8 protein-coding genes and 1 riboswitch are annotated in these 16,087 nt (G+C 58.7%); of the genes, 5 read left to right on the plus strand and 3 right to left on the minus strand.

The window, feature by feature from the left end:
- Nucleotides 1-111: 111 nt before the first annotated feature.
- The 3 genes from DC3_RS05895 to DC3_RS05900 form a co-directional block, all read right to left on the minus strand.
- Nucleotides 112-2,184, minus strand: coding sequence for an NHL repeat-containing protein (locus tag DC3_RS05895; RefSeq protein WP_186815859.1), 2,073 nt, complete (start codon nucleotides 2,182-2,184; stop codon nucleotides 112-114).
- A 4-nt stretch (nucleotides 2,185-2,188) separates the two neighbouring features.
- A complete protein-coding gene (locus DC3_RS29930; protein WP_281292439.1) occupies nucleotides 2,189-2,320 on the minus strand; it encodes a hypothetical protein in 132 nt (43 codons plus the stop codon).
- Nucleotides 2,321-2,470: 150 nt separating this feature from the next.
- A complete protein-coding gene (locus DC3_RS05900; RefSeq protein ID WP_146883019.1) occupies nucleotides 2,471-3,214 on the minus strand; it encodes a DeoR/GlpR family DNA-binding transcription regulator in 744 nt (247 codons plus the stop codon).
- Nucleotides 3,215-3,284: 70 nt separating this feature from the next.
- Between DC3_RS05900 and DC3_RS05905 the strand changes: the two genes are divergently transcribed.
- The 5 genes from DC3_RS05905 (at nucleotide 3,285) to DC3_RS05925 (ending at nucleotide 16,072) form a co-directional block, all read left to right on the plus strand.
- Entirely contained in the window at nucleotides 3,285-3,974 is a 690-nt protein-coding gene (locus tag DC3_RS05905) for an HAD family hydrolase (protein WP_186815860.1), read from the plus strand.
- 8 nt (nucleotides 3,975-3,982) lie between these two features.
- Nucleotides 3,983-5,152 (plus strand): MFS transporter, encoded by a 1,170-nt coding sequence (locus DC3_RS05910; protein ID WP_146883021.1) that lies wholly within the window; start codon nucleotides 3,983-3,985, stop codon nucleotides 5,150-5,152.
- A gap of 251 nt (nucleotides 5,153-5,403) precedes the next feature.
- Nucleotides 5,404-9,909 (plus strand): ExeM/NucH family extracellular endonuclease, encoded by a 4,506-nt coding sequence (locus DC3_RS05915; protein WP_186815861.1) that lies wholly within the window; start codon nucleotides 5,404-5,406, stop codon nucleotides 9,907-9,909.
- Between the two features lie 85 nt (nucleotides 9,910-9,994).
- A riboswitch (cobalamin riboswitch) is annotated at nucleotides 9,995-10,162 on the plus strand.
- A gap of 109 nt (nucleotides 10,163-10,271) precedes the next feature.
- Entirely contained in the window at nucleotides 10,272-14,444 is a 4,173-nt protein-coding gene (locus DC3_RS05920) for a cobaltochelatase subunit CobN (RefSeq protein ID WP_146883023.1), read from the plus strand.
- Complete coding sequence (locus DC3_RS05925; protein ID WP_146883024.1) at nucleotides 14,441-16,072, plus strand: VWA domain-containing protein; 1,632 nt, start codon at nucleotides 14,441-14,443, stop codon at nucleotides 16,070-16,072. Before DC3_RS05920 ends, DC3_RS05925 begins: the two co-directional genes overlap by 4 nt.
- Nucleotides 16,073-16,087: the final 15 nt, after the last annotated feature.

Here is a 16,087-nt window from a genome sequence, read left to right on the forward strand (position 1 = left end):
TCAATACGAATTGTCATCATTGTTCACTAAACACTGCAAAGCCAGCAGGTGCAACAGAAAGGCACTGGAAATTTCCAGTGCCTTTCCTCCACACCCCTGTGGTGACGTGATTCAAGGAATGATTTTTGTTGCAGAGATGGTGTTGCCCAGCGCAACAATTGCACTTTGCTGGGTCGCCACCAGCAACTTGCCCTCCAGCGTCTTGTTGAGCCTGCCAGGAGACAGCGCCTGACCAAAACGTGACAGCTCAAAATCTCCGAAAGTGCCATCGAGCACCCCACTCGCACTGTAACGCTGAATGGTGGCCCCACTGAAACGGTAAATCTGGTCATCCAGCACCTGAAAGTTTGAAGTGGCAGGGATGCTGAAGGCCACCACCCGGGCACCCTCTGCCAGATACTTCTGCAGGTCCCCGGCATTGTTGGTGACGACCACACTGTCGTCTGAGAAAGCTTCCAGAACCCCATTTCCAGAGAAATCATTCCCTGCAAAACCGTCGGTGCTGAAAGCGGTGTCCAGGGTTCCTGTGGCGTCAAAGCGGACCAGGCTGTGGTAATTGGTGTCATCTGGACTGAAGAAGCGCTGTCCAGCCATCACGATCTTTCCGGTGGACTGGATCACATGCTGGAAACCATAACTGTCCAGTGCCCCGTCACTGATGTTGCGAATGTCCCCAAAAGCAACATCTGAACTGCCGTTGGCATTCAGACGGCTGAGGAAGGGCAGCGTGTGGGTGAGGGTTGCACCAAGATAAGGCTGCACCGATCCTGAAAGGGTGATCTTGCCATCCGACTGCACATTCATGTCTTCAAGGAAATGGTGGTCCAGGGCAGAGTAACTGAGCAGGGCCAGTCCATCCCCATCAAAGCTGGTGTCGGGTGTGCCATTCGAAAGGAATTTCTCTACGAACACCGTGTAATTGCCATTCACAGCATCCTGACCGTGTCCAGCCACCAGAATGGCATCATCTGCCAGAACCATCACTTTTTTGACGGTGACACCGGTCAGTGCATTTGGAGCAGACAGCACAGGGGTGAACGTCGTGTCCACGGTTCCATCTGCCTGGAGGCGGTACAGGTTGCTGTCGGTCACGGCCACCAGTTGCCCTGTGGACTGGAGCACAGCGTCACGGTAATTTCCAGTGACATTGGGCACCACAGCCCAGCCATCCCCGAGCACATCCGCGTTCCAGCAGGCGTCCCTTTGTCCGGTGCTCAGGTCGGGATTCACCAGGTCCACTGTGGGAGACAGGGGATTCGTGCCTGCCACCCGCACCTGACAGAACTCACGCACATCTGCTGGAACAGCGTATCCTGCAGTGCCATAATTCGTGTTCACCCTGTTCAGGGCACTGGTGTAGTCCTCTTCTGGGCTGATCGCCACCTGGGTGCGGGTGTTTTCCATCACCTCAAACATCAGGCTGAAACTGTAAGGATCATCTTTGGGGTCGGTCTGCAGCGGGTACTGCACCCCCAGGGTGATGACCCCATCGTACTGTCCAGCTGCGGGCAGGGCAGGGAGGGTCCGGCTGCCATCGGTGTTGCGCACCACATAACCGTATGCAAGTGCTGTCTCCCCTGCAGGCAGGGCAGGAAGGGTGGTGAGTTCCTGTTCGGTGTACACCTGAAAGTCTGCCCGGTTGGACTGGACAACCACACCAGAAATCGGATCATGGATGAGGCCGTTGATCGGCAGGATCTGCTCTGCGAGGGCAGAATTTGCCGCAGAGTCGTCGAATTTTTTCAGGCTGGTGACTGCTGTCTCGTTGATGGTGGAAGGGGTGTCCACAGCCACCAGAGACAGGTTGGTGCGGTCCACCGGAGAGGGGGTGCTGCCATCCTGACTGGCATTGCGCACCTTCCAGGTGGCGGTGATGTAACGCTTGCCACTGGGCTGGCCTCGCGTTCCCAGGGTGAAAGAGGAGCGAGACAGCAGGTCAATTTCAATGCCCATGCCATCCACATTTCCGAGGTCCTGTTTGCTGATTCCTGAAGCTCCATTTCGGGGCACAAACCGTGCAGTGACGGTTGGTGTGGCCGAACCTGCATCCTGGAACCGCACTTCCAGCAGCCCCAGCGTGCGGGGTTGGATGGGCTGTGTTGTGGGGATGGAAGTGTGCTGGGCACAGGAAGACAGCAGGACCGCCGTGATGGCACTGTAAATCAACCAGTTGCGTCGTTTCATCACATCACCCCTCTCCCAGTGGAAAACTCTGGGCCAGCATGACCGTTTGCCAGTTGCCGTGACGCTGCAGCACGGGACGCTCATAAGGGAGCTTTTCTGAACTGGGCTGAATGGGGCGATCTTGAGTCTGCTGCATGATTCCCTCCTGAATTGCAGAACCTTCAGAAAAAAACGAATTCTGGCTCATGCATTCAGCGTAAGAATCCAGCGTCCCAGCACCGTGATTTGACCGAACCCTTTTGAGGTTGTTTTTTTCACGATGCAGGTACGCTGCAGAGATGCGGTTTCAGGCCACCACGATCTCAGGCACCAGATCCTTCCAGCCTTCCACTTCCTGGTCCGTCACCAGCACATCAATGTCCGAGGTGGGAGCAATGAAACTAGAGGAAACCAGACCGAGTTTGGTGTAATCGGTGAGCACCATGCGCCTGACACTGCTGGCAAAAATGGCCCTTTTCACGAGTGCATCTTCCTGATAGGGGGTGGTGTTTCCGGCGGTGGGGTGCAGGGCTGCTGCCCCAATGAGGGCCACCTCTGCCCGGAATTCCTGAATGGCCTGCACGCAGGTGTGCCCGTAAAAGTGGGCCAGGGTGCGGTTCCAGATCCCTCCGGTCACAATGAGCCGGACTTTCTCGCTCCCATGAAAGATTTCGGAAACCTCCAGGGAGTTGGTGATCACGGTGAGGGGAATGTCTCTGGCATGCAGGCTGCGGGCCGCAGCGAGGGTGGTGCTTCCGGCATCAATGAACAGCGTCTGGTCCGGGTGAATGAGGGCGGCAGCAGCGTGCCCGATGCGGATTTTGTCGGTGTTGAGCACATCTGCCCGTTGCTGGTAGGTGAGCCTCGGGGTGTCAAGCATCACGGCCCCACCGTGGGTTTTTTGCAGGTAGCCGTGGTCGGCAAGGTGTTTGAGGTCGCGCCTCACGGTGTCTTCGCTGACCTCAAGTTGCTCTGAGAGGTCCTGCACGGTGACCCGGCCCTGACGGATCAGGCGGTCCAGAATGATTTTGCGGCGTTCTTCGGCAAACATGGTCACAACCAGTATACAAAACCGCAAAAGGTCGCAATCTGTTTGCGGGATTTGTCGTACAATCCAGATTATGAACGAATTCGTGCCAATTTATGCGGGTTTGAAGGCGGTGCTGTTCGACATGGACGGGGTGCTCACCCACAACGCCCAGTTCCACAAGCAGGCCTGGAGGGAGTGTGCGGGACAGGAATACGGCGTCCTGATCGAGGAGGGAAGCCTGGTCATCCATGCAGGCCACACCTGGGAGATCCTGCAGAAACTGCTTGGGGGTCCTGTTTCCAGAGAGGAAGTGCGGCGCTTCCATGACCTCAAAGAACACCGGTACAGAGAGCTTGCCCGGGGCAATCTCACCCCGGTTCCGGGTCTGCACCGCTACCTGGAATGGCTCAAAGAGCAAAACCTGAAACTGGCCCTGGTCACGGGCTCCGACCAGATCAATGCGCGTTTTGTGCTGGAATCGCTGGGGGTGGAGGAGGTTTTTGACCTGAAAGTGACCGCTGAACACTTTCAGGCAGGCAAGCCCAGTCCAGAATGTTATGTGCTGGCCCTGAACAAACTGGGCCTCACGCCCGGTCAGGTGCTGGTGCACGAGGACTCACCCGGTGGGGTGCAGGCCGCAACAGGTGCAGGCTGCAGGGTGATGGCGCTCGAAACCACCACCAGCGCCCGGAACCTGCTGCAGCACGGAGCCCGATGGACCATTCCCGACTTTGAAACCCTGCTCTCCTCCCTGCAAGCCACCCCTGTGCAGGCCCACTGAAGGAACCCATGACCTCAAGTGCCCAGACCCCCATCCTTCCAGAACTGAAAAACGCCCGTTTTGCTGTGTCCACCGTCTTCTTCCTGCTGGGGGTGCTGTTTGCCACCTGGGTTTCCCGCATCCCTGCCGTCAGTCACCGCCTGCAGCTCAATGAAGCCGAACTCGGGATTGCCCTGCTGGGCCTTGCGGTGGGAGCCCTGCTGGCCTTTCCAGTTGCCGGGTGGGCCACAGCAAAATACGGCTCCAAAATCGTCACCACCATTGGGGTCATCCTGATGGCCCTGTCCCTGCCCCTGATTCCCCTGGCCCCCAACATGGTGGGACTGACCCTCATGCTGGTGCTGCTCGGGGTGGGAAACGGCGGCACCGATGTCGCCATGAACAGCCAGGCTGTGGATGTCGAAAAAGAATACCAGAAACCCATCATGTCCAGTTTTCACGCCCTGTACAGTGTGGGAGGCATTGCTGGCTCCCTGATGGGAGGCCTGATGGCCTCCCTGCAGATGGCCCCCCTGTGGCACTTTGGTCTGGTCACCCTGCTGACCCTGATCACCGTGTTCCTGGTGGCCCCAAAACTGCTGAATGTCCCTGGGACCGGAGAGCACGGACCTGTTTTTGCCCTCCCTTCCGCGAAACTGCTCGGGCTGGGTGTGGTGATTTTCTGCGTGGCAGTCGGAGAAGGGGCCATGGCAGACTGGTCCGCCATTTACCTCAAAGACTCCCTGAGCACCACCGACCAGATGGCCACCGCAGGATACCTTGCCTTTTCGGGTGCCATGGTGCTGGGGCGGGTTTTCGGGGACAGCATGCGGGCAAAACTCGGGGCTGTGGTGCTGGTTGGTACAGGAGCGTTGCTTTCGGCAGCGGGATTGTTGCTGGGCCTGATCTTCCCTTACCCCTGGGCGGCTTTGCTGGGTTTCGCCTGTGTGGGATGGGGCCTGTCCAGCGGTTTTCCGGTGGCTTTCAGTGCGGCAGGAAACGTCCCTGGTGTGCACCCGAGCCTCGCCATGGCCGCCATTGCCACCATGGGCTACACCGGGTTCCTGCTGGGACCTCCCATCATCGGGTTTGTGGCCCACGCCACCACCCTCACCTGGGGCCTGGGACTGGTGGTGGTGCTGTCCCTGATTGCGGCAGCCTTCTCCAGAAACGTCAAAATGGCAGATGTGAAGGGCTAGAAGTCTTCTGGAAAAATCCAAGGGGCCAGAGGCCCCTTTTTTGATGCTGTACCACTGAAACCTGTGTTTCAGTGGTACAGCCCGGTTGATGTTTGTGCACAATGTGTAATACGTGAAAAGGTATGCTGTCAAGCTGAGCATGCCCTGAACATCATCCTGCTTCACCACCCTGCCTGTGCGACCATCCCCGACAGGGTGCACTGCCACCCACCCTGTTCTGGCCTCAAACCCCTCTCCCGACAAGGATGTCCATGAAAAAAATCACCCTGCTGAGCTGTTCCCTGCTTCTGGTGGGTTGCTTCCAGAACACCCCACCCAAGGCCCCTGCCCCTGTCCCCCCTCAGGCCAGAGGGACCCTTTATGAGCTGACCTTCACCGACATCAACAGTGAAAAAGCCAGTGCACAGCTCAGCGTGTACCAAAAGGGAGCGCAGGGATACACCCGCATGGCACTCACTGAAAGCCTGACCGGGTTCAGCCTGCAGCGGCTCGGGGTGCAGTCCTTCAGTGTGGACAGCGCCGGGAGGCGGTACCTGCAGGCCAGATACAAAATCACCAACAACACCGGAAGGGCCATCGAACAGCTCACCTTCGTTCCTGTGGACACCAATGATGCCGACAGCAATCCGGGCAACAACACCAGTCAGCCCACTGTGGGGAACACCCCCTTCAAGGGACTCAAATTCTTTGATGGCTCAGATGCCTCAGTCAAGGCGACCGACATCACCCTGAACCAGGCCAAAAAGTATGACCTCGGAACAGACAGCGCAATCAATGATCCAGACGGCACCCCCCTCATCACTGGACTGGATGTCAGTGGCCTGAACCCGACAGCCCCGGATGGCCTCACCATTGCACAGGTGATGAACTACGGGTACCAGACCTCTGGAATTCTGCCCATTGGTGGATCTGTGAATGTTTCATTCGGGGCCAGCTATGACATGGCCATCGATGAGAACGGCAGGTTCGACTCCCGAAAAGACCCCTACAGCTTCACCATGCTGTTTGTGATGAGTGAAGACCCCATCAGCTCTGGCCTCACCCGCATCCATGACATTCAGGGCAGCACCGCCAGTGGAGATGCCGACAGTCCGCTGGTCTCCCAGACGGTCACCATCGAGGGGATTGTGACCCGTGACCTGCAGCAGACCAGTGAGCTGGGTGGTTTTTACGTGCAGGAGGAAACTGCCGATCAGGACAGCGATCCCAATACCAGTGAGGGCATCTTCGTGGTGTGTGACACGGCCTGCGGGACCGTCCAGCAGGGGGACCGCGTGCGGCTCACCGCCATGGTGGAAGAGGTGGGCGAGGCCCTGCGGGAAACCCGTCTGATCAACGTCAGCAACCTGGTGGTGATGCGAACCGGCCAGACCCTGCCTGCCCCGGTGAATGTCACCCTCTCCCCCACCCTGAACTGGGAGCCGTTTGAGGGGATGCTGGTGACCACCAGTGGGGTGGTGACGGACAACAGCGAACTGGGGCTCGGAGGTCTGGTCACCATTGCAGACCAGCGCAGTGCTTACTTCACCCAGGTGAATGCCCCGGATGAGACGGGCTTTGACACTTTCCTCAAACAGTCCGCAGCCCGCTCTGTGGTCATCGATGATGGTTCCCTGGGCCTGAACCCGGCCAGCCTTTTTGGTCGAGGAGGGAACCCCCTCAGCACCACCAACACCCTGAGGAATGGAGACTCCGCCACCGTGACGGGTGTGCTGGGTTCCACAGAATCCGGGTGGGGAGATCTGGAACGCTACCGCCTGCATGCCACTGCAGCCAGCACCACCTTCAGCGGGTCTGCCCGACCTGCCGTGCCGGGAGTGGGATCTGCTGGCCTGAAAACCGCCCATTTCAACCTCGGAGAATTCTTCAATGGAGATGGCAGTGGCAGCGGATTCTATCCAGCCCCCGGAGCGAACAATGCTGCAGAATACCAGCGCCAGACCGACAAACTGGTGCAGGCACTCGCTGCCCTCGATGCCGACATCATCGTGCTGACCGGGCTTGAAGACGACTTTGATGCCGCAGCCCCTGCCCTGATTGACCTCAGAAACAGCCTGAATGCCTTCACGCCCAGTGTGGGTACGTATGCAGTGGTGGGCAGTGAACCTGCAAACGGTACAGGCCTGGGCATCCTGTACCGCAGCGCAGACCTTGTTCCCCAGGGTGCTGCTGCCACCTATTCCCTGAATGGCACCGCCCTCGCCCAGACCTTCAAGCAGACCTCCACCAATGGAACCTTCACGGTGGTGACCACCGAGTTGCGCGGACGCCAGCAGATGTGTGAGGTGGGAGACGACTGGAGTTCTGGACAGGAGATGTGCGCAGAGACCCGCCAGAGCCAGGCACAGGACCTGATGGAGTGGATCGGCACCAACCCCACGGGCACAACAGATCCGGATGTCCTGCTCATGGGCAACTTCAACGCCTACAGGCAGGAAGGCCCCATTCTGACCGTGCTCAAAGGACCCGATGGCAATGCTTCCAGCGGAGATGACTTCACCGCCGTGCTGAACAGCAACGAATACACCTCGGTGGTGTGGGGTTTCACCGGAACACTCGACAGCGCTTTTGTCAGTTCGACTCTGGCTGCACAACTCAGTGGGCATGGGGTGTGGCACATCAACAGTGATGAGCCCTCTGTTTTTGACTACAACACCGAGGACAAACCTGCAGGTGTATACGCTGCAGACGCCTTCCGTTCCAGTCCCCGTGACCCCATCCTGATTGGCCTCACCCTGAACGCCAGCAACAGTGCACCTGTCAATCTGGTCCTTTCAAACAACACCCTGGCCGAAAATGCAGGTTCAAATGCCACAGTGGGCACCCTCAGTGCGCAGGACCCGGACGCAGGAGACACCCTGACCTACACCCTGGTCGCGGGAACAGGGGACACCGACAATGCCCTGTTCACCATCTCTGGAACCACCCTGCAGATGCTGGCCAGCGCAGATTTCGAGAACAGATCCAGTTACAGCGTGCGGGTGCGGGCAGCCGACCAGCACGGGGCCGAAGTGGAACAAGCCTTCACCATCACCATCACCGATGTCAATGAAAACACGGCTCCCACCGACATCACCCTCTCAAACAGCAGCGTCGCTGAGAACAGCACCCCCACTTTGACGTTCAGCACTGTAGATTCGGACTCTGGAGACACCTTCACCTACAGTCTGGTCTCTGGCACAGGCAGCACGGACAATGGTCTGTTTTCGCTGACCTCTGCTGGAGCTCTGACCTTCAACAGTGCACCCAATTTTGAGGTCAAAGACACCTACAGCCTTCGGGTGCAGTCCACCGATTCTGGAAATGCCACCGTCCAGAAAGCCTTCACCATCCAGATCACCGATGTGAACGAGGCTCCCTCTGCCCTGTTCCTCACGGGCAACACTGTGGATGAGAATCAGCCTTCTGGCACCACCGTGGGGAACTTCAGCAACAATGACGTGGATGCGGGTGAAACCTTCAGCTACAGTCTGGTCTCGGGGACAGGCAGCACAGACAACAGCAGTTTCTCCATCACCGGAAACCAGCTGAAAACTGCGGCCAGCTTTGATTTTGAGACCAAATCCAGTTACAGCGTCAGGGTGCGGGTCACCGATGGGCAAAACCACACCTTCGAGCAGGCATTCACCATCACAGTCAATGATGTGACAGAAACAGCCATGCCTTCCCAGGGTGCACTGTCCACAGGCACCTCTGCGGCGTCTCGACCCCACATCATCGCCGGGCCCAATGGACTGCCCGTGCTCACCTACCATGAAAGTGCCACTGGCCAGTCGCAGAACGTGTATGTGAAGCGCTGGAATGGCACCTCCTGGGATGCGCTGGGGGGAGCCCTGGACGTCAACGCCACTGTTGCGTCCAACAATGCCCGTCTGGTGGTGGACTCGGGCAACACCCCTTACGTGGTGTGGCAGGAAAACTCCGGCGGAACAGAAGGCACCAACATTTTCGTCAAGAAGTGGAACGGGACCTCCTGGGATCTGCTGGGCAGTGCTCTGGACACCACCGTCACCAACAGTTCCAGTGTTCCTGCCATGGCGATGGGACCCAACAACCAGCCTGTGGTCACCTGGTATGAGAGTGTCACAGGTGAAAGCACCAACATTTATGTGAAGCGCTGGAACGGCACCTCCTGGGTGGCTCTGGGCGGAGCACTGGACACCACCGCCGCCCTGAACGCCACCAACTCCCGCATCGCTGTGGACAGCAGCAACCGTCCGATTGTGGTGTGGCAAGAACAGGTGCAGGGCACCAGCCCCAGCAACTACAACCTGAAGGTGAAACGCTGGAATGGCACCACCTGGGACGTTCTGGGGGCTGAACTTGATGTCAGCCTTTCCAACACCACCAATCTTGCCGACATCGCTGTTGGTTCCGATGACCATCCAGTGGTCACCTGGCAGGAAACCGTCTCGGGCATCACCACCATCTATGTCAAAAAGTGGAATGGCACCTCCTGGGATGCCCTCGGCTCCTCCCTCAACATTTCAGGCAGCACCAGCGCTGTTTCACCTGCGGTGGTGATCAAACCCAATGGGCAGCCTCTGGTGGCCTGGAGTGAAGGGAGCACCGGTCAGATTTACATGAAAGAGTGGAATGGAACGGCGTGGTCCCAGATTGGCTCATCCCACAACCTGGACAGCGCCCGCAGTGCGGCCAATGCTTCTGTGACTTACGGCAGTGGCAATGTGCTGGTCCTCGCCTGGCAGGAAGCGAACGCCAGCGGTATCAACACCATCCTGGTCAGCAAGAAATAACCATTGAAAAATCCAGGACCCCTCCAGATTGGAGGGGTCTTTTGTTGCACAGCGGGGCCATTTCAGGACCTGCAGTCCCAGATCGGGTACAATCCCTGTGTCGGGTGTCCACCTGCGTAGGGTGGACTTAAAGTGGGGAACTCCGGTGAAGTCTCAATTGCTGAGACCATTCCGGGACTGACGCGCAACGGTGACTGCCCTTGATGTGAGATCAAGCAGAAGTCCGAATGCCTGCCTGACGCGAAGCTTTGTTTGCTTCAGCCTCGCGATTTGGGCGTGTCCCTGCTGTACCAGACGGTCATTGCAAGGTCATCTGGGTCTGCATCAGAACACCAATTCCACCAGATTGCGTCAGGGGTTTCATGACTTCACGCACCAGGGTGACCCGCGCCGATGGCCGGACCGTGCAGGTGATCCAGCGCAGGGGGCACCTCAGTTACTGCTTTACCGGATGTTGTTGTGGACACGTGAACCGGGGGTACGCTCCTGTTCCGGTGGACACTTTCAAAAACGAATGGATCAGGCGCAAGCTGCGTCATACCGTGCACCTCACCAAAGCCGGATGTCTGGGACCGTGCACCCTCGCCAATGTGGCTTCGCTGGTGTTCGATGGGCAGTCGGTGTGGTTCCACTCGGTGAATTCCCCCGAGATGGTGGTCCTGATCTTCGATTACATCGAGGAGATGGTGAGAGAGGGCCGTTTTCTGGCCCCTCCTGCGGAACTTCAGGAATACGTGTTTCAGTTTTACGACTGGCAGGACCGCACTCTGGCTCCCCTTCAGAAGCCCCTTGCAGAGAGGGAACACTCTGGTGTGGCTTTTGTCTCCCACGCCGACACCGACCTGATCACCGTTCAGGAGGCAGCAAAGCAGGTTTCAGCATTTCAGGTGACAACCTACAGCATGCCCCGGGGAAACCTGGACACCACCCGACAGGTGCTGGAACGTGCGGTGGGCAGGCATGAGCTGGTGGTGCTGAACGTGCTTTCCAGCCAGGACCTCACCGATCTCCTGCTGGACCTGGAAAAAGAGGCACAGGCTCAGGGGGTGACCCTTGTGGTCCTCAAGGGCACCTTCGAGGTGGGACCGGACACCCTGCAAATGAGCACCGTGGAGGCAAACCACCTGCTGCAGGTCAGCCTCTACATGCAGGCTGGAGGGGTGCAGAACTTCACGGAGATGCTGCATTACCTCGGGGCGGAGGTTCTGGGGTTTCCTCTGTCCTGGCAGGCCCCCACCCCTCTGCCCGAACTGGGGATCTATCATCCGGAGTTTGTTCATGCCCTGCAGCTTTTGGAGTGGCAGGACCTGCAGTCAGCTGGGCGGCCTGTGGTGTCCGTGGTGTTCTACCGGGCGCACTTCCTGAGCGGCAACACCCATTTCGTGGATGTGCTGCTGCAGAAACTCGACGATGCAGGGCTGTCTGGTCGGGCCATTTTTACCCCCAGCCTGAAACATCCTGAGTTGCAGCACTGGCTTGCTGGCTCAAACCTGATCGTCAGCACCCTGAGTTTCGCTGCGGGTGAGGGGGCGATTCAGGCGTTCAGGGACCTGAATGTGCCTGTGCTGCAGGCCATCACCTCGGCGTCGAGGCATGCAGTCTGGTCGGTGTCTTCAAGGGGACTTGGGGCACTCGACACCCTCATGAATGTGACCCTGCCCGAGTTCGATGGCAGGCTGATGGGCGACGTGGTGGCCTTCAAGGACCATGAGCGCTTCGAACCTTTCACGGAGGGCATCTCGCAACTGGTCCAGCGGGTGCAGAAGTGGCTGAACCTTCAGCAGAAACCGAATGCAGACAAAAAAGTGGCATTCGTGCTCACCAACTCTGGTGCGAAAGCCTCAAAAGTGGGAAACGCCGTGGGGCTCGATGCTCCAGCCAGCCTGTTGAACCTGCTTCAGGCCATGCGTTCCCAGGGCTACACCGTGCCAGAGCTGGATTTTTCGTCCGATGAACTGATCCAGTCGATCATTGGGCTCGGGACCTATGACGGGGAGGTTCCCGTGCACAGCCACACCCCCTTACAGGTCAGCAAGAGGGTGTACCAGGGCTGGTTTGAGGGGTTTCCAGAAGCGGCGCGCCAGAAAATGCTCAAAAAATGGACACTGGAACAGGAGCCGTACAGCACCTACAGCCACCTGCTGTTCTCTGGCCTGGAACTGGGCAACACGGTGATCTGCCTGCAGCCCCCCAGGGGTTACGGGATGGACCGGGATGCCATCTACCACCAGCCAGACCTGCCGCCCACCCACCATTACGCAGCGTTCTACCAGTGGCTCACCCGCCCTGAAACCGAAGGGGGATGGGGGGCAGATGCCATTGTGCACGTCGGGAAGCACGGCACCCTGGAGTGGCTGCCCGGCAAGGGGGTGGGGCTCAGTGCGGCCTGCTTTCCGGAATTGCTTCTGAATGGCACACCCCTGCTCTATCCGTTCATCGTCAATGATCCTGGCGAGGGCACCCAGGCCAAACGCAGGGGCCATGCGGTGATTGTGGACCACCTGATGCCCCCCCTCACCCGAGCAGACACCTATGGGCATCTGGCGCAGCTTCAACAGTTGATTGACCAGTATTACCAGCTGGAAGGCACCGATCCCAGCAAGCTTTCTGCCCTGCAGAAAGACATCTGGCAACTGATCGAGAAGACCCACCTGGACAGCGATCTGGACCTGCAGCAGTTCCTGAGCCAGGACCACGGAGACCACAAGCACGACTGGGATGAAACCCTCACACCCGAAGGGGTGCCCGTCACCCTCACCGAGATGGGCAGCTTTGACCTCAAGCACCTGCTTGAAGACATCGACGGTTACCTGTGTGAACTCGGCATGCTGCAGATCAGAGACGGCCTGCATGTGCTCGGCGAACTTCACCAGCTTCCAGACACCCTGCGTGCCCTGACCCGGCTTCCTGCTGCCGGAAAGTCCAGTGTCAGCCAGCTCCTGGCCCGTCATTTCGGTCTGGACTGGGAAGAATTGCTGGCCCACAAAGGAAAGCGGTTTGATGAAACAAAGATGATTCTGGACATCACGGTCCTGAGCCATGCAGATGCCCTGGAGGTGCTCGATGACCTGAACTTGCAGCTGCACCAGGGTCTGGAAGCAACTGGATTTGATGCAACTCAGGTGCCTGAGGTGGTCAAAGAGACGCTGGGGACAGCCAATCCAGAGCTGGAGGAAGCATTCCGCTGGGTCTGCACCGACCTCCTCCCCCGACTGGAAGGGGTGGACCAGGAAATCTGGGGGGTGTTGGGTGCCCTGGATGGACAGTTCACTCTCCCTGGCCCGAGTGGTGCACCTTCCAGAGGGGCCTTGCATGTGCTGCCCACAGGCCGCAACTTCTACGCCATTGACCCGAAATCGGTCCCGGCACCCACTTCACATGAGGTCGGGATTCAGCTGGCAAAAGCGACCTTAGACCGCTACCTGAAAGAAGAAGGCACATACCCTGAGATGGTGGGGCTGAGTGTGTGGGGCACCTCCAACATCCGCACGCATGGGGACGACATTGCGCAGATCCTGGCTTTTCTGGGGGTAAAGCCTTTATGGAACGTGCACACCCGCAAAGTGGAAGGCCTCACGGTGGTCCCCCTGGAAGAACTTGGACGGCCCAGAATTGACGTGACCGTGCGCATTTCGGGTTTCTTCCGGGACGCTTTCCCGCACGTCATTGACCTGCTCGATGAGGCGTTCGAGCGGGTGATGGAACTCGATGAGGACCCTGAACTCAATTTCCCGAGAAAACACTATCTGGAAAACATCCAGCAGGACGCTCCTGAACTGTCTCCAGAGGAACACGAGGTGCAGGCCCGTTACCGCATCTTCGGGGCGAAACCCGAAAGTTACGGGGCAGGCATTCTGCCCCTGATCGAGGAAGGCAACTGGAAAGATGAGCAGGACTTCCTGAAGGCCTACCTTGCGTGGGGTGGGTACGCCTATTCCAGAGCGGCCTCTGGTGTGGAGGCGCAGGAGAGCTTTCAGGAACGACTGTCGCAGGTGCAAGTTGCTTTGCACAACCAGGACAACCGGGAACATGACCTGCTCGACAGCGACGATTACTTCCAGTTTCACGGGGGCATGGTGGCCAGCATCCACGCCCTGACGGGCAGCAAACCCAGAGCATACTTCGGGGACAGCAGCAACCCCGAACAGGCCCAGGTGCGCGACCTCAAACAGGAAATCCTGCGGGTGTACCGTGCCCGTGTGGTCAATCCCAAATGGATTTCCGGCATCCAGAGGCATGGGTACAAGGGGGCACTCGAAATGCTGGCGACTGTGGATTACCTGTTCGGGTTTGATGCCACCACCGGAGTGATGGAGGATTTCATGTATGAGGAGGTGGCGCAGCAGTACGCTCTGGACCCGGCCCTCCAGGATTTCTTCCGGGCGAGCAACCCCTGGGCACTGAAAAACATCACCGAAAGGCTGCTGGAAGCTGTCAGCAGAGACCTGTGGGAAAACCCAGATCCTGAAACCCTGCAGCGCCTCAAAAACACCTTGCAAAACAGCGAAACCTGGCTTGAGGAGGTGCAGGAATGAAGGTCCTCTACCCCTTCACCGCCATTGTGGGCCAGCAGGACATGAAACTCGCCCTGCTCCTGAATGCCATTGATCCCTCACTCGGAGGGGTGCTCCTCAGGGGAGACAAAGGAAGTGCCAAGAGCACCGCCGCGAGGGCACTGGCAACACTGCTGGGTGAGGTGCCTTTCATCAACCTGCCTCTGGGCGTGACCGAGGACCGCTTGCTGGGGGGTCTGGATCTGGAACAAACCCTGAAAGGTCACCCTGCCCTGAAACCTGGACTGCTGCAACAGGCCCACGGGGGAGTTCTGTACGTGGATGAGGTGAACCTGCTGCCAGATTTTGCAGTGGACGCCCTGCTGGACGTTGCAGCCTCTGGCACAGGCCATGTGGAACGAGAAGGCTTCAGTGTCACGTACCCGGCCAGGTTTGTCCTGATTGGCAGCATGAACCTGGAAGAAGGGGAGTTGCGGCCCCAGTTGCTGGACCGTTTTGCTCTCTCGGTGGAGGTGAAAGCCCCACTTGATCCAGCAGAAAGACAGACAATTCTGCGTTCCCGGCTGGCTTTCGAGCAGGACCCTCAGGCTTTTGTTGGGGTACAGCAAGAAGCGCAAAGTCAGCTCTCACAGCAGATTCTGTCTGCAAGGGTGCGGTTGAAAGACCTCCAGACGCCAGAAGGCCTGTTGCACCGCATTTCTGAAGTGGTGTGCCAGCATCAGGTGACCTCCCTGCGGGCAGACCTGGCCCTGCTGAAAGCCTGCAGGGCCCACGCCGCATGGCATGGACGCACCGAAGTGGGGGTAGAGGACGTGGAGCAGGTGATGCATCTGGTGCTCAATCACCGCAGCCACCAGAAACTTCCCCCTCCCCCCCAGCAACCTCAGCAACCCCAACAGGAACAGGAGAAGCAGGAACGTTCTGTCCCTGAGCAGGTGTTTGAGCCCGAGAAAAACACCAGGGTCAGGTGGGATCTGGAGCCCTCCAGAGGCCCTTCTGCTGTGCAAAAACGAACCCAGATCCAGGCTGTGAGAACCGACCACCCTGAACGCCTGCACCTGCGCAGCACCCTCACCCATGCCGTGACCCGCACCGGGACCCTGCAACCCTCCCGGGAAGACCTGCATGAGGCCAGACCCACTGTGCGCCCCGCCCAGCGCCTGATTTTTGTGGTGGATGCCAGTGGTTCTCTGGGCGCACAGGCCCGCATGGCTGCTGTAAAAGGGGCCTTGCTGCAGGTGCTTGAAAAAAGCCAGGAGGAGGTGGCCCTTGTGACTTTTCGGGGCACCCAGGCACAGGTGGCTCTGAAACCCACCCGCGATCTGGAAGCTGCATGCAGGGTGCTGTCCTACCTGCCCACCGGAGGCCGCACGCCCCTCTTGCATGCCCTGCAAGTCAGTCAGGAACTGGTCACTGCGCAGAGCACCCTCGTCCTGATCACGGACGGCAAGGCCAATGTGGGGGCCTGGGAAGAAACCCTGCAGGCCGCTGCACGCATTTCGTGCCCCGTGCTGGTCCTCGGCACCGATCCGGCCACACGTGAACGCACCCTCGAACTGGCCCGGGTGATGCACGGCAAACACCAGTTGCTCCCTGAAACCAGCACCGAAAGGCTGCTGGAACACCTGCCTCTGGGTGCTGCCCGTTGATACCAGATCCCATTT

This window comes from Deinococcus cellulosilyticus NBRC 106333 = KACC 11606, assembly GCF_007990775.1.
Taxonomy (GTDB): domain Bacteria; phylum Deinococcota; class Deinococci; order Deinococcales; family Deinococcaceae; genus Deinococcus_C; species Deinococcus_C cellulosilyticus.

Bases quoted from the DNA above. Each gene is read 5' to 3' on its own strand.
- DC3_RS05895 (WP_186815859.1), bottom strand. From the start codon at position 2,184: ATGAAACGACGCAACTGGTTGATTTACAGTGCCATCACGGCGGTCCTG.
- DC3_RS29930 (WP_281292439.1), bottom strand. From the start codon at position 2,320: ATGCAGCAGACTCAAGATCGCCCCATTCAGCCCAGTTCAGAAAAGCTC.
- DC3_RS05900 (WP_146883019.1), bottom strand. From the start codon at position 3,214: ATGTTTGCCGAAGAACGCCGCAAAATCATTCTGGACCGCCTGATCCGT.
- DC3_RS05905 (WP_186815860.1), top strand. From the start codon at position 3,285: ATGAACGAATTCGTGCCAATTTATGCGGGTTTGAAGGCGGTGCTGTTC.
- DC3_RS05910 (WP_146883021.1), top strand. From the start codon at position 3,983: ATGACCTCAAGTGCCCAGACCCCCATCCTTCCAGAACTGAAAAACGCC.
- DC3_RS05915 (WP_186815861.1), top strand. From the start codon at position 5,404: ATGAAAAAAATCACCCTGCTGAGCTGTTCCCTGCTTCTGGTGGGTTGC.
- DC3_RS05920 (WP_146883023.1), top strand. From the start codon at position 10,272: ATGACTTCACGCACCAGGGTGACCCGCGCCGATGGCCGGACCGTGCAG.
- DC3_RS05925 (WP_146883024.1), top strand. From the start codon at position 14,441: ATGAAGGTCCTCTACCCCTTCACCGCCATTGTGGGCCAGCAGGACATG.